Raw genomic sequence first — 14,470 nt, 5'->3', positions numbered from 1 at the left:
CGGAGGGGCGCGCGCCGCCGCCAGGATAAATTCGTCGCATGCCCGTCGACCCCAAAACCCCGGTGCTGATCGGCTATGGCCAGGTCAACCACCGTGACGAGATCGACCCGGATACCCGTTCGGTCGAACCCGTCGACCTGATGGTCGCCGCGGCCTCCGAAGCCGCCGACGCCCAGGTCCTCGAGGCCGTTGACGCCATCCGGGTGGTGAACGTCCTATCGGCGACCTACCGCGACGCCGGGTTGCTGGTCGGCGAGCGGATCGGCGCCCAGAAATTCACGACGCTGTACAGCCCGGTCGGCGGCAACGTGCCGCAGACGCTGCTCAACCAGGCCTGCCTGGACATCCAGCAGGGCCACGCCGGCGTGGTGCTGCTCACCGGCGCCGAAACCTGGCGCACCCGGCGGGGACTGAAGGCCAAGGGCGGCCGGCTCGAATGGACGGCTCAGGACGAATCCGTGCCGATGGCGCAGGTCAGCGGCGAGGACGTGCCGATGGCCGGGGACGCCGAGATCAGGATCAAGCTGGACCGGCCGGCCTACGTCTACCCGCTGTTCGAGCAGGCGCTTCGCATCGCGAACGGCGAGTCCATCGAGGACCACCGCGACCGCGTGGGCGAGCTGTGGGCGCGGTTCAACGCCGTCGCGGTCGGTAATCCGCATGCCTGGATCCACAAGCCGTCCACGGCGGCCGAGATCTCGCAGCCCGGCCCGCAGAACCGGATGATCAGCTGGCCCTATACCAAGCTGATGAACTCCAACAACATGGTCGATCAGGGCGCCGCGCTGATCCTGACCTCGGTCGAGCAGGCCCAGCGCCTGCAGGTCCCCACCGACCAGTGGATCTATCCGCACGCCGGCACCGACGCCTACGACACCCCGTCGATCGCCGATCGCGACGAACTGCACCGGTCTGCTGCCATCCGGATCGCCGGTGCGCGGGCGCTGGAGCTCGCCGGCCTGGGCATCGACGACGTCGACTACGTCGATCTGTACTCGTGCTTTCCGTCCGCCGTTCAGGTGGCGGCCGCCGAGTTGGGATTGAGCACCGACGACCCCGCGCGCCCGCTGACCGTCACCGGTGGGCTGACGTTCGCCGGCGGCCCGTGGAGCAACTACGTGATGCACTCGATTGCCACCGTGGCCGAGCTGCTGGTGGCCAATCCCGGACGACGTGCCCTGATCACCGCCAACGGCGGCTACCTGACCAAGCACAGCTTCGGGGTCTACAGCAGCGAGCCACCGACCGAATTCCGTTGGGAGAATACCCAATCCGTGGTGGAACGGGAACCGGTCCGCGACGGGCTGGTGCAATGGGAAGGCGTCGGTACCGTCGAAGCGTGGACGACGCCGTTCGACCGCGACGGGCAACCTGAAAAGGCTTTCGTTGCTGTGCGCACGCCTGACGGGTCCCGGGCACTGGCGGTCATCGCCGATCCCGACTCGGCGCAGGCCACCGTTCGTGGAGACATCGGTGGCGCCAAGGTTGCCGTCACCGCGGACGGCACCGCCACGCTACGGTAGCCCGGCCGGAATAAAAGACCAGGCCAACAGCACTGTTATCGCCGTTACAGTCGCGCAGCGATAGTGGCGCGCATATTGTCGGAGGGGACGTTGGGGGAGGTGAGCCCAGGTGCACATCCTGGTTACCGACGCCACCGGCACCGTCGGGCGGCTGGTTGCACGGCAGCTGATTGCTGCCGGGCATTCGGTCACCGGCATTTCTGAGTATCCCGACGCCCGGCTGGACCCGGCGGTCGAGTTCGTCCGCGCATCGCTGAGCGACCCCATCCTGCAAGAACTGGCCGACGAAGCCGACGCGGTGATTCATCTGGCCCCGGTCGAAACCGGGGCACCCGGCAGCGCGGGCATCAACGGTGTGGCGCATGTGACGCATGCGGCCGGGCGCGCCGGCGCTCGCTTGCTGTTCGTATCCCAGGCCGCGGGCTCCCCGCAGGTGTACGAACCGGCCGAGGACCTGGTGTCCAGCAGCCTGGGGCCGATCCTGATCATCCGGATCGCGCCACCGGTTGGCCGCCAGCTCGACTGGATGGTGTGCCGCACCGTGGCCTCCCTGCTGCGCGCCAAGGTCTCGGCGCAGCCGGTGCGGGTGCTGCACCTCGACGACCTGGTGCGCTTCCTGGTTCTGGCACTGAATACCGACCGCACCGGGGTGGTGGATCTGGCCACCCCGGACACCACCAATGTGGTGACCGCGTGGCGGCTGTTGCGGGCCGTCGACCCCCGGTCTCGAAACCATCGGATTCGCAGCTGGACCAAACTGATTCCGGCCATGGATATCGTTTCCGCACAAGAGGATTGGATGTTCGAGTTCGGCTGGCCGGCGTTCGACGCGGTCGCCGACACCGCGCGCGGACTCGTCGGCCGCAGACTCGGTGCCGACGGTGCGATCAGCCACGGTGTGCAGATGGCCCTTCCCGTGGAAGTCGTGCCGCGCCCCGCGAGGTCCGACGAGTTACGCAGCGCCGCGCCGGAGGGCATCGAGGGTGAGTTCGACGACCGCATCGACCCACGGTTCCCGGTCTTCGCCACCGACGGCCTCACCCAGGCGCTGCCCGGGCCCCTGACGCCGATAACCCTGGATGTCCAGCTGAGCGGGTTGCGCACTGCCAGCAGGGTGATGGGTCAGGCGCTGGCGCTGGGCGGTGTGGTGGATGACGAGTGGGGCAGTCGGGCCATCGCGGTGTTCGGCCACCGGCCCTATGTCGGGGTGTCGTCCAACGTGGTCGCCGCCGGCCAGCTGCTCGGCTGGGACGGCAAGGCGCTGGTTCAGCGTGCCCTGGTCGATCAGCCGCAGGTCGGCGACGTGCTGCCGTTCGGTCAGCCCCGGCTCGCGGCCGGAGCGCTCGGGTCGGTCGCCAAGGCGGTCGCCACCACACGATCGCTGGCCCTGATGCGTCATCTCAAGGCCGATACGCGGGCGTATCGCACCGCAGCGACTGCCGAGCATTGGGACGCCACGCAACTGGGCCTGGTGCCCGACGCGGGCCTCGGAGTGCGAGTCCGGTTGCTGCGGGACCGAATTCACCAGGGCTGGATTCTCACCGCGCTGTGGTTGATCGACTCCGGTGTCACCGCGGCTGCGCTGGAGCACACCGCGGCGGGCTCCCGGGTGCCCGGAGTAAGCGCGATCATGCAAAGCGACCGCGTCGCCGACGAGACCGCCGAGCTGACGGCGGCGCTACGTGCCGACCCGACGTTGCGGGCGATGGCCCAGGAAGGCAACGTCGCCAGCATTCGTGCGCTGTCGCCCGCCACCGCCGCCCTGTTGGATGCCGCGATCGCCGAGATCGGGCACCGCGGACCCGGGGAAGGGGAGCTCGCCAGCCGGGTCTTCAGCGACGACCCGGCGATGCTGTTGACCGTGGCCGCTGACAAGGCCGGTGAGCCCGCCGAGCCGAAGCCGCCCGCGACGCTGGTCCGACGAATCGCCACCAACGCCCGCGTTTCGCGCGAACTCGCCCACGACGCCACTCTCCGGTTCACCCATGAGCTTCGAATGACGTTGCGCGAGCTGGGATCCCGTCGGGTCGAGGCCGACCTGATCGATGTCGTCGACGACGTGCACTACCTGACCTGCGACGAGCTGGTCACGATGCCGGCCGATGCCCGGCTGCGGATCAAACGCCGCCGCGCCGAACGTGAGCGCCTGCAGGTCCAGCACCCGCCGGAAGTCATCGACCACGGCTGGGTGCCGGTCGAGCACACGTCAGCCCAGGAGATCAGCGAGGGCTGACCGCGGGTCGGCCAGTTTGCCGGGGTCGGCGGCGGACCTGGATCGGATCAGGGCTTTGACGTCGTCGAGCACATCCCAGATGTTGACGTTCATTCCGGCCAGCACCCGATTCTCGCCATCGAGCCAGAACGCGACGAACTCGCGCCCGGCGACGTCGCCGCGCAAGACCACTTGCTCGAAGCTGGGTGCGTGCCCGGCGTACTCCATGCCGAGGTCGTACTGGTCGGTGAAGAAATAGGGCAGCTCCGCGTATTCACCTGGCGTGCCTAGCATTCCGGCTGCCGCCACCACGGGTTGTTTGAGCGCATTGGCCCAGTGTTCGGTGCGGATGCGGGTGTTGTAGAACGGGTGCTCGGCGGCCGCGATGTCGCCGACCGCGAAGACGTCGGGATCGCTGGTACGCAGCGACGAATCGACGAGGACGCCGCCGTCTCCCATGGACAGCCCGGCCTGCTCGGCGAGTTCGACGTTCGCCTTGGCACCGACGGCCACCAACACGGCATCGGCCGCGACCGTCGAGCCGTCGCGCAGCCGCAGGCCGGTCGCGGTTCCGTCCGTCGCGGTGATCTCCTCGACCTGTGCTTGCAGCCGCAAGTCGACGCCGTGGTCGCGATGCAGCTTGGCGAATACCTCGCCGACCGTTTCGCCGAGCGCCGCCAGCAGTGGTTGTTTGGCGGCCTCGACGACGGTCACCTCGACGCCGCGCTGGCGGGCGGCGGCGCTCACCTCGAGCCCGATCCACCCCGCGCCCACCACCGCGAGCGAAGACCCTTCGGCCAGAACCGAATTCAGCAGCGCGGCGTCGTCGTAGCTGCGCAGGTAGTGGACCCCGTCGGCGTCACATCCGGGGATCGGTGGGCGCCGCGACGCCGAGCCGGTCGCCAGCAGCACCTTGTCGTAGCGCACGGTGGCGCCGTCGCGCAGTCCAACAGTGTGTGCTGAGGTGTCCAGGCTGCACACTCGTGACCCGAGCCGCAGGTCGACGTCGTGGCCGGAGTACCAGTCCGAGGTGTGCACGGTGAAGTCGGTCAGCGACTTCTTTCCCGCGAGATACTCTTTGGAAAGCGGTGGTCGCTCGTAGGGCAAATGCTCCTCATCGGCAAACAGTACAATGTGCCCGTCAAAACCGTTGTCGCGCAGAGCTTCTGCTGCTTTGGCCCCGGCGAGCCCGCCGCCGACGATGACGAATGTAGTCGAACCGGCCATGATCGTTGCTCCGTTCGTGTCGCGTTTTCCACCCTACTCGCGCGTACCCGAGACGTGCGCCGGCAAACGCTACTTCGGTGGCAGGCTGCTTGCGTATCCGACGCCGCGGGAAACCCAACTCTCAAGCTGGCGTTTGGTTTTCACGCCCTCGGCGTCGACCCGCAACCAGCCCCGGGTCTCGCGGCCGGCCATCACCATCGGGCTGACGTGCGGGCGATCCAGCAGCTTGGCGGTGTCTTCGGGCGGCACCCGCACCATCAGTCCACCCTTGCCGCTGGCCGCGACCGCCATGTTTCCGCCGATGAGAAACGCGAGCCCGCCGAACATCGACTTCTCGTCGACACCGCGCTGCCGCGCCAGCAACTCGCGGATCCGGTTGGCGAGATCGAGGTCATATGCCATGCGTCGACGCTAATCGTCGGCACCGACATCGGTGGCCGGGTCAGTCCAGATCGACCCGGATGGTCAGCAGTTCGCTGCCCATCAAGCGCACCATGGCGCTGTTGAGCCGCGGGAGATTGCCCAGCCGCTGCACAGCGTCGTCGTCGGGCAGCGGGTGAGCGGTTCCTCTGCGCCATTCGCCCCCGAGGCGCAGTCGCACACTGGGGTTCGCCTTGATATTGCGGACGTAGTCCGAGTGCTCGCCGTGTTCGGAGACCATCCAGAACTTGTCGTCCACCAGGCGTCCGCCGACCGGGGTGTGGCGTGGCTGCCCACTCTTGCGACCAGTCGTTTCGAGCATGGTCACCGGCAATTGCCGGCCCACCGGATTGACCACCCGCCGTTGAACGCGATGTACTACCTGCCGTTTGAGATCGCGGAGTCCGCTCATATCCCCGATTCTGCAGCATCCACGTCAGAACGGGGCTACCCCGGACTTGGCCGCGAGGTGTAGTCGACGATGAGTCTGCGGGGGCCGGAGATTCCGCTGATCGGCTTCCAGGGAGCATCCGCGGCGAGACGCGGGCGGCTGAGCATCTGAGTCATCACGGTGAGCGCTTCGGCGAGCTCGACACGTGCCAGGTGGGCGCCGAGGCAAAAATGACTGCCGCCGCCGAAGGTCAACATCGCGGGTGCGGCGTCGCGGGTGATGTCCAGACACTCTGGTCTGTCGTACCAGGCGGGGTCGCGATTAGCTGCGGCGGTGTTGGCGAAAAGCGGTGTTCCGGAGGGGATTACGATGCCGCCAAGGGGCACATCTTCGACGGCGATGCGTAGGGTTTTCAAGATCACCGGCGAGTGGCGCATCACTTCCTCGACCGCGCGCGGCGCCAGCTCGGCGTGCCGCGCGAGCAGGTCCCATTGATCAGGATGATCGCAGAATGCCTGCACGGCGGCGGCCAACTGATTGCGAGTGGTGTCGGTTCCACCGTTGAGCAGGATCAGAGCCAGGCTGATGAGTTCCTCGTGCGTAAGGCGATCGCCTTCGTCCTCGGCTCGGATCAGGTCAGAGATCACGTCATCGGACAGATCGTGGCGGCGCCGGGCGATCAAGTCGTTCAGGTATTCGTCGAACTCGTCCCAGGCCGTCAGGATTGCCGTCGTGTGCTGCGCGACCTCCCCACCGAAGACGTGACCGATCTGATCCGCCCACCGAGAGAACAGCTGCCAGTCGGAGCGCGGTGCCCCGAGCAGCGCGCAGATGATGGGCACCGGGTAGGAGCGGGCGATGTCGGCGACGATGTCGCAGCGCCCCGCTTCGCGCTGCTTTGCGACCAGCTCGATAATGACGTCGCTAGAAGCTTGTCGCAGCCGCTCGGCCGCGCGGGGTGTGAAGGCGCGCGAGACGAGTCGGCGCAAGCGACGGTGCTCCGCGCCATCCATGCTGACGATCAGTCGGCACGCCCGGTCCCACGCCGGTCCGGAGGTGATCCCCTGGACAGCCAAGGCAAGGCCGCGGGGCATGGCGAAGCGGGAATCACGCAGGACCGTGCGCACCAGGTCGTAAGTGAGGACTTCGGGACCCAACGGGCCCAGTGCGAATGGGCCCTGTTCGCGGGCCTGCCGAATCGCCTCGTGGACATCGTCGATGCAGCGGGCGTCATCGTAGGCGATGGTCGGAAGCGCCACGTCGTTGATGGCTGGCAAAGCGTGTGCGGTCATCAGGTTGCTCCTCGGAGTAGGGTCGGCATCGACTATCCGGCGCGACATCGGCTGGGTCATCGGCCTAATTGCCTATTCGCACCCCGAATGCGTGACGAGCGTGCGTCAGCGATTTGGCTGATGACGTGAGATTGCCGCTCGGTAGATGGTGGCTAGCATGAGCGAAACCGACGAAAGCGACCTGAGCGTGCCCGAGGTGTTGCCTACGGGAACAGTGACGCTGCTGCTGGCTGACGTCGAGGGTTCGACCCAATTGTGGCAAGCCGCTCCCGATGAGATGGCCGGCGCCGTCGCCCGACTCGATGAGGTGCTGGGCCGGATTGTCGCCGAGCACCGCGGTGTGCGGCCGATCGAGCAAGGCGAGGGCGACAGCTTTGTCCTGGCGTTCCGCCGCGCCGGCGACGCCGTCGCGTGCGCTTTGGATATACAGCGGGCGCCGCTGGCGCCGATCAAGCTGCGCATCGGAGTGCACACCGGAGATGTGCAACTGCGCGACGAGGGCGGCTACATCGGAACCACCATCAACAAGGCAGCGAGGCTGCGCGATCTCGCACATGGCGGGCAGACCGTGCTGTCGGGTGCGGCCGCGGAACTAGCGGCCGACAACCTGCCGCCTGACGCTTGGATGACCGAATTGGGAACGCACCGGTTGCGCGGTTTGGCGCGCGCCGACCGAGTAGTGCAGCTGTGTCATCCCGACGTGGGTGCCGAGTTTCCGCCGTTGCGCGTGGACAACGACGCTGCGGCCGGCAGGCTTCCCGTTCACTTGACCAACTTCGTGGGGCGGCGCGATGAGCTAGCTGAGCTGAGAAACATATTGGCGGACAATCGTTTGCTGACGCTGACCGGGACAGGTGGGGCCGGGAAGACTCGGCTCGCGCTCCAGCTGGCGACGACGACGCACGCCGAGCTCGCCGGCGGCGTCTGGTGGGTCGATCTGGCGCCGATCCCGCACCCCGACGTGATCGCGGTGACGATCGCGCTGGCGCTGGGCCTGTCCGATCAGCCCGGACGCTCGACGCTTGACAACATCGTGCGCTTTGTCGGCGATCGTGCCTCACTGATGGTGGTCGACAATTGCGAGCACCTGCTCGACGGGACCGCCGCGGTCTTCATCGAACTGCTCGCTCGTTGCCCACATCTCAAGGTAATGGCCACGAGTCGAGAACCGATCGGTGTGGCCGGTGAGGTGAGCTGGCGAGTGCCATCACTGTCCGTCAACGACGATGCTGTCGCCTTGTTCGCCGATCGCGCGCGACATGCCCGTCCAGAATTCCGTATCACCGAGGACAATGTCGGCGCGGTGCGCGAGCTGTGCCGTCGCCTCGACGGTCTTCCCCTGGCCATCGAACTGGCCGCGGCGCGGGTGCGCGCGTTGTCATTGTCGGAGATCGTTGAGGGCCTCAACGATCGCTTCCGTTTGCTGACAGGTGGCTCCCGGACGGCGGTACGCCGCCAGCAAACGTTACTTGCCTCCGTCGATTGGTCGCACACCTTGCTGACCGATGAGGGAAGAACACTGTTTCATCGCACCTCGGTGTTCGCGGGTGGATTCGATTTGGAGGCAGCATGTTTGGTATGCGGGGGCGAAAACGCCCCGCGCTTCCACATCCTCGATGAGCTGACGTTGTTGGTCGACAAATCGCTGGTGGTGGTGGAGGAAGGACGGCGCGGAACGCGCTACCGGTTGCTGGAGACTATCCGCCAATATGCCCAGTCGAAACTCGGCGCGTCCGGAGAAGGTGACACCGTACACGGCCGCCACCGGGATTATTACCTGGCGATGGCCACCGTGCTCGATACACCACAGCGCACTGACTACGAACAGCTTCTTGACCAAGCCGAGCTCGAGATGGACAACCTGCGCGCCGCGTTGGGCTGGTGTCTGGAGACAAACGACGTCGCGCAGGCGTTGACATTGGCGTCCGCCCTGGTCCCGCTGTGGCGATCGCGCCTGCGTATCCGAGAGGGCCAGGCCTGGTTCGACACCGTTTTCGCCGAGGTGGCTCCCGGCGATGAGGCAGTGATCGACAGCGCGATATGGGCGCGAGCTCTGGCCGATGGCGCGGCATTGGGCACCTGGCTCGGGGCCGCCGACAGCACGCAACGTGCGGAGCAGGCGCTGGCGATCGCGCGTGAGGTCAATGACCCGGCCCTGCTGGCACGGGCGCTGACGGCCTGCGGGTTGATCGCGGGGTACAGCTCGGTCAGCGGGCCGGTCGCCCGGGCCTGCTTCGAGGAGGCCGGCCGCATCGCCCGAGAACTCGGTGACTCCTGGCGGCTCAGCCAGATCTATGCGTGGCAGGGCTATGCGGCGATCAGCGCCGGCGACGCTCGCGGGGGGCGCGCCGCGGCCGAGCAGGGACGCGACATCGCTGAGGCGATCGGTGACGTGTTCGACTCGCTGGAGTGCCGGTTGGGCATCGGCTGGGGACAGCTGATGGCTGCTGACGTCCCAGGAGCGATCGCCCACTTCCGTGCGGTGCTCGCCGACGTGGAGAGGGCTCGGGCGCTGTTTCTGCTGCCGGCCTGTCTGCACGGTCTCGGCTCCGCGCTGGCCTGGGCCGGCCAGGTCAGGGAGGCGCGCGCGGCGTCGCACGCCGGAATCGCCGCCGAGACTGATATCGGTGGGTCTCTGCAGGGAATCGGCCACTCCGCGCTGTCTACAGCCGAACTGGCGGCAGGAGACGCCGCGGCGGGTCTCATAGCGAGCGAGGCGAGCCGACAACAGCAGAGTCCGCAGGAAGTTCTCGCGGCCAATCAGCGGGCTCGCAGCGCCGAGGCGGCGCTGGCTACCGGTGATGTCGTGGCGGCGCGCTCCTGGGCCGACGAGGCGATCTCGGTGACCGGAGGCTGGCACCTGGCCTACGCGCTGATTGTGCGTGCCCGTGCAGCACTGCTAGACGGTCGCTCCGGGGCGGCAGATCAGGATGTGCGGCAAGCGCTTTCGCTTGCTGTTGACTGCGGGACATATCTGCATGTGCCTGACGCCCTCGAATGTTTGGCCGCAGCCGTCAGCGATCAAGGCGCCCGCGCCGACGCCGTGCGGTCGCTGGGAGCGGCCGCAGCGATCCGGCGCAGCCGGGGGATGGTGCGCTTCGCAATCCACGACGCCGGCTACCACAGCCTGCTCGCCACCCTGCGGGAAAAACTACCGTCCAGCGAGTTCGACTCTGCGTGGGCCGACGGCGAAGCGCTGAGCATCGATGAAGCCATCACCTACGCGACCCGAGCCCGTGGCCCGCGACTGCGACCGGACAACGGCTGGCCATCGCTGACTCCGGCCGAACTTGACGTCGTGCGGTTGGTCTGCGACGGCCTGGGCAACAAGGACATCGCCGCACGACTGTTCGTCTCCCCGCGTACAGTTCAAGCCCACCTGTCGCACGTGTACACGAAACTGGGTCTGTCCTCCCGAGTGCAGCTGGTGCAGGAGGCCGCGCGACACTGCTAATGAGGCGCGGCGTCCGAGGTCCTCTCAGGCGGCGACGGTGGCCGTCTGCGCCGCCGGTTCGAGAGCCTGCGCGACGATTTCCGCGACGTCCGTCATCGGTTTGACCGTCAGCGCGTCGAGCACCTCGGCCGGGACGTCGTCCAGGTCCGGCTCGTTTCGCTGCGGGATGAAAACCGTTGACAGGCCGGCCCGTTGGGCGGCCAGCAGCTTCTGCTTGACACCGCCGATCGGCAGCACCCGGCCGTTCAGCGTGACCTCACCGGTCATGCCGACGTCGGAGCGAACCTGACGTCCGGTCGCCATCGACACCAGCGCGGTCACCATCGTGACACCGGCCGACGGGCCATCCTTGGGCACCGCGCCCGCGGGCACGTGCACGTGGATGCGCCGGTCCAGCGCCTTCGGGTCGACGCCGAGCTCCGCGGCGTGCGAACGGACGAAGGACAGTGCGATTTGCGCCGACTCCTTCATCACGTCGCCCAATTGACCGGTCAGCTGCAACCCGGGCTCGCCGTCGGTCGCCCCGGCTTCGATGTAGAGCACATCGCCGCCCAGGCCCGTGACGGCCAGCCCGGTGGCAACACCGGGCACCGCCGTACGCTCGGCCGACTCGGGCGTAAACCGTGGCCGGCCAAGGTAATCGACCAGATCGGGCTCATCGATGACCACCGGTTCGTCGGCGATCTTCGTGGTCACCTTGCGCAGCGCCTTGGCCAGCAACCGCTCGAACTGCCGAACCCCCGGCTCCCGGGTGTAGTCGGCGGCGATCTTGCGCAGCGCGTCGTCGGTCACCGTCACCTCGTCGGCGGTCAGCGCCGCCCGCTCCCGCTGCCGGGGCAGCAGGTATTCGCGGGCGATGGCGACCTTGTCGTCTTCGGTGTAGCCGTCGATCTGCACCAACTCCATGCGGTCCAGCAGCGCCGACGGGATGTTCTCGATCACGTTGGCGGTGGCCAGGAACACGACGTCGGACAGGTCGAGGTCCAGATCCAAGTAGTGGTCGCGGAACGTGTGGTTCTGCGCCGGGTCCAGGACCTCCAGCAAGGCAGCCGAAGGATCGCCGCGATAGTCGGAACCGACCTTGTCGATTTCGTCCAGCAGCACAACCGGATTCATCGATCCCGCCTCGCCGATCGCGCGCACGATACGGCCGGGCAACGCACCCACGTAGGTGCGCCGGTGCCCACGGATCTCGGCCTCGTCGCGAACGCCGCCCAGCGCGACGCGCACGAACTTGCGGCCCAGCGCCCGGGCGACGCTCTCGCCCAGCGACGTCTTGCCGACACCGGGAGGCCCGGCCAGCACCATCACCGCGCCGGAGCCGCGGCCGCCGACGATCTGCAGCCCGCGCTGGGCGCGTCGGCTACGCACGGCCAGATATTCCACGATGCGGTCCTTGACGTCGTCGAGCCCGTGGTGGTCGGCGTCCAGGACTTCCCGCGCGGCCTTCAGGTCCGTCGAGTCCTCGGTCCGCACGTTCCACGGCAGGTCGAGCACGGTGTCCAGCCAGGTCCGGATCCAGCCGCTCTCCGGGCCCTGGTCGCTGGCCCGTTCCAGCTTGCCGACCTCGCGCAGCGCGGCCTCGCGCACCTTCTCGGGCAGTTCGGCGGCCTCCACCCGGGCCCGGTAGTCGTCGGATCCGTCGGGTTCGCCGTCACCCAGTTCCTTGCGGATGGCGGCGAGTTGCTGGCGCAGCAGGAACTCCTTCTGCGTCTTCTCCATGCCGTCGCGGACGTCCTCGGCGATCTTGTCGTTGACCTCGACTTCGGCCAAATGATCACTGGTCCAGTCGATCAGCACCCGCAGCCGCTCGGCGATGTCCACGGTCTCCAGCAGTTGCCGCTTCTGCACGTCGGTCAGATATGAGGCGTACCCCGACGTGTCGGCCAGCGCCGACGGGTCGGTCAGGCTGTTGACGTAGTCGATGATCTGCCAGGCTTCGCGGCGTTGCAGCATGGCCAGCAGCAGCTTCTTGTACTCCGCGGCAAGGGCTTTGATCTCGTCGGTGACAGCGACGTCGTCGACCTCGGTCACCTCTACCCACAACGCCGCGCCCGGGCCGGTGGCTCCCGCGCCAATCTGCGCCCTGCGCTCGCCGCGCACGACGGCCGCGGTGCCGCCACTGCCGGCGATGCGTCCGACCTGGAGAATCTTGGCGATTACGCCGTGGGACGGATACCGGTCCTCCAGCCGGGGGGCGATCAGCAATTCACCTGATTCGCTGGCCCGCGCCGCGTCGATCGCCGCCCGCGCGGCATCGTCCAGCTCGATCGGCACGACCATTCCGGGCAACACGATCGTGGCGGTGACGAACAGCACCGGCACTGATTTAGGTTCAGACATCTGCACTCCAAAGGTTTAGTCTGTTGCGCTCAACCTTTGCTGGCAGGCTTTTGTTCCCGAGCCATCTCGGGCCCGCGGTGTGAACTAGCTCAATTGGCGGGTCAATGTGCCGATGCGCGCTGGCGGGCCCGGAAGGCCTGGACCTTGACTTTGTTGCCGCAGGTGGCCATGCCGCACCACTGGCGGTTCTTCGCCCGCGAGGAGTCGACGTAGAGCAGCGAGCAGTTCGGGTGGTCGCAGCGCTTGACGTTGGCGATGTCGCGCCCGGCGAGCAGGTCGAGCAGGTCCGCCGCCAGGCTGGCGACCAGTTGGGGGGCGGTGCCCTCGCGGCTCGTGTCGCCGTTGGGGAGCAGCCGCGGCGTCAGCCGGGGTTGCGCTGCCTGCTGGTTCAGCAGGTCGACGTCGGCCGGCTGCGGCTCGGTGTCGTCCAGCCGGGCGATGGCGGTCCGGTAGATCGCTTCGCGGACTTCGATCGCGGTGGCCAGATCCTGGTCGCTGACCTCGACGCCGGCATCCACCAGCCCCGCCTGAACGGCCCATTCCGACAGCACCGCGGGCTCGGTCAACCGCTCCTCGCGGACGGTGTTGCGGTGTTTCAGCGTGCCCGCGAAGTTGAGGCAGGCCCGGCCGCATACGAACCCGAATTTCACGTAACCACCTTGGCAGGTTTCAGGGCAGCCCGCAACCGCTGGCGGCACGCGGTCAGCCCCCGTTTCCGGCCCACCAGCCGGTGACCAGTGCGGCGTATTCGGCGGGCTTTTCCTCCCAGCAGAAGTGACCCGTACCCGGGATCAGGTCGACGCGACTGTGCGGCAGGCGCTGGTCGAGGAACTCCGCGTTGACCGGCGGCACCACCTGGTCGTCTGCCCCGGCGACGATGCGCACCGGCGTCTGGATCCGCGGCAACAGCTCGGCGAGCCGGGGGAGGTATTCGCGGTAGCTCTGCGCATACGGGATGGTCTCGGCGAAGCGATCGCCCTCGTACGCCGACAGGTAGTCCTCGCGGATCTCGGCCGACGGCGCGTATCCCGCAATCGTGCTGAGCGCGATCTCGACGATCTTGCGCCCACCGAATTGGCGGTAGGGCTCCAGATCGGTCGCCTCGACCCAGTCCTTCAGCACGCCGGTCACCTGGATCGGCACCGCGGCACCGCCACTGCCGACGACGACGCTGCGAAACCGGCCCGGTTGTGCGGCCGCGGCGAACAACACCGACGAGGTGCCGATATCGGGCCCCACGACGTGCGGGTGGTCCAGCCCGAAAGTGTCGGCGATGCGAATAATGAAATCACCCATCGCCTTTGGATTCATCAGCGATTCGCGATAGTCCGACTTTCCGAACCCGGGCGGGTCTACGGCCACGAGGTGCGCGTGTGCCCCCAGGCGCTCCCAGCTGGGTTCGAACGCGTACACGCTCTCCGGCCACGGACTCAGCAGAATCGCGTCGCGATCGCCGTGTCCGCCCTCGGCGAAACGCACCGAGAGTCCGTCGATCGTGGTGAATTGGGGGCGGATCGAAACGCTCATGTCACTCCTTATGCCCGACGACCCGGCGTGCGGCTAGCTTCACACTCTAGACCCTGAGTATTGCCTACAAGACTCAGCCAA

The 14,470-nt window shown here is 67.5% G+C and carries 10 protein-coding genes; 3 read left to right on the top strand and 7 right to left on the bottom strand.

Annotation, left to right across the window (positions count from 1 at the left end):
* The first annotated feature begins 38 nt into the window (after positions 1-38).
* Both G6N55_RS02920 and G6N55_RS02915 read left to right on the top strand, forming a co-directional pair.
* A complete protein-coding gene (locus tag G6N55_RS02920) occupies positions 39-1,523 on the top strand; it encodes an acetyl-CoA acetyltransferase (RefSeq protein WP_085224358.1) in 1,485 nt (494 codons plus the stop codon).
* A 109-nt stretch (positions 1,524-1,632) separates the two neighbouring features.
* Positions 1,633-3,756 (top strand): NAD-dependent epimerase/dehydratase family protein, encoded by a 2,124-nt coding sequence (locus G6N55_RS02915; protein WP_085224360.1) that lies wholly within the window; start codon positions 1,633-1,635, stop codon positions 3,754-3,756.
* Here the strand turns inward: G6N55_RS02915 and G6N55_RS02910 are convergent.
* From G6N55_RS02910 to G6N55_RS02895, 4 genes are all read right to left on the bottom strand, one after another.
* Positions 3,730-4,962: an NAD(P)/FAD-dependent oxidoreductase gene (locus tag G6N55_RS02910; protein ID WP_085224362.1), complete on the bottom strand. Its 1,233-nt coding sequence runs from the start codon at positions 4,960-4,962 to the stop codon at positions 3,730-3,732. The genes G6N55_RS02915 and G6N55_RS02910 overlap by 27 nt on opposite strands.
* A 69-nt stretch (positions 4,963-5,031) precedes the next feature.
* Positions 5,032-5,364, bottom strand: coding sequence for a TfoX/Sxy family protein (locus G6N55_RS02905; RefSeq protein WP_085224363.1), 333 nt, complete (start codon positions 5,362-5,364; stop codon positions 5,032-5,034).
* Positions 5,365-5,404: 40 nt separating this feature from the next.
* A complete protein-coding gene (locus tag G6N55_RS02900; RefSeq protein WP_085224365.1) occupies positions 5,405-5,794 on the bottom strand; it encodes a nitroreductase/quinone reductase family protein in 390 nt (129 codons plus the stop codon).
* Positions 5,795-5,829: 35 nt separating this feature from the next.
* Positions 5,830-7,065 carry a cytochrome P450 gene (locus G6N55_RS02895; RefSeq protein ID WP_085224367.1) on the bottom strand — a complete coding sequence of 412 codons (1,236 nt, stop codon included), beginning with the start codon at positions 7,063-7,065 and terminating at the stop codon, positions 5,830-5,832.
* A gap of 187 nt (positions 7,066-7,252) precedes the next feature.
* On the opposite strand from G6N55_RS02895, the gene G6N55_RS02890 reads away from it, so the two are divergent.
* Entirely contained in the window at positions 7,253-10,519 is a 3,267-nt protein-coding gene (locus G6N55_RS02890; protein ID WP_085224395.1) for a LuxR family transcriptional regulator, read from the top strand.
* Positions 10,520-10,543: 24 nt separating this feature from the next.
* On the opposite strand, the gene lon is transcribed toward G6N55_RS02890, so the two are convergent.
* The 3 genes from lon to G6N55_RS02875 form a co-directional block, all read right to left on the bottom strand.
* Entirely contained in the window at positions 10,544-12,862 is a 2,319-nt protein-coding gene (gene lon, locus G6N55_RS02885) for an endopeptidase La (RefSeq protein ID WP_085224369.1), read from the bottom strand.
* A 101-nt stretch (positions 12,863-12,963) separates the two neighbouring features.
* Positions 12,964-13,512 (bottom strand): CGNR zinc finger domain-containing protein, encoded by a 549-nt coding sequence (locus G6N55_RS02880; RefSeq protein WP_163667154.1) that lies wholly within the window; start codon positions 13,510-13,512, stop codon positions 12,964-12,966.
* A gap of 52 nt (positions 13,513-13,564) precedes the next feature.
* Positions 13,565-14,389 carry an alpha/beta fold hydrolase gene (locus G6N55_RS02875; protein ID WP_085224373.1) on the bottom strand — a complete coding sequence of 275 codons (825 nt, stop codon included), beginning with the start codon at positions 14,387-14,389 and terminating at the stop codon, positions 13,565-13,567.
* Between the last annotated feature and the right edge of the window lie 81 nt (positions 14,390-14,470).

The organism is Mycobacterium florentinum, from assembly GCF_010730355.1.
GTDB classification, from domain to species: Bacteria; Actinomycetota; Actinomycetes; order Mycobacteriales; family Mycobacteriaceae; genus Mycobacterium; species Mycobacterium florentinum.
Note: the sequence above shows the minus strand (reverse complement) of the source record. Positions and strands in the feature narration are given on the sequence as shown.

Bases quoted from the DNA above. Each gene is read 5' to 3' on its own strand.
- G6N55_RS02920 (WP_085224358.1), top strand. From the start codon at position 39: ATGCCCGTCGACCCCAAAACCCCGGTGCTGATCGGCTATGGCCAGGTC.
- G6N55_RS02900 (WP_085224365.1), bottom strand. From the start codon at position 5,794: ATGAGCGGACTCCGCGATCTCAAACGGCAGGTAGTACATCGCGTTCAA.
- lon (WP_085224369.1), bottom strand. From the start codon at position 12,862: ATGTCTGAACCTAAATCAGTGCCGGTGCTGTTCGTCACCGCCACGATC.
- G6N55_RS02875 (WP_085224373.1), bottom strand. From the start codon at position 14,389: ATGAGCGTTTCGATCCGCCCCCAATTCACCACGATCGACGGACTCTCG.
- G6N55_RS02910 (WP_085224362.1), bottom strand. From the start codon at position 4,962: ATGGCCGGTTCGACTACATTCGTCATCGTCGGCGGCGGGCTCGCCGGG.
- G6N55_RS02895 (WP_085224367.1), bottom strand. From the start codon at position 7,065: ATGACCGCACACGCTTTGCCAGCCATCAACGACGTGGCGCTTCCGACC.
- G6N55_RS02905 (WP_085224363.1), bottom strand. From the start codon at position 5,364: ATGGCATATGACCTCGATCTCGCCAACCGGATCCGCGAGTTGCTGGCG.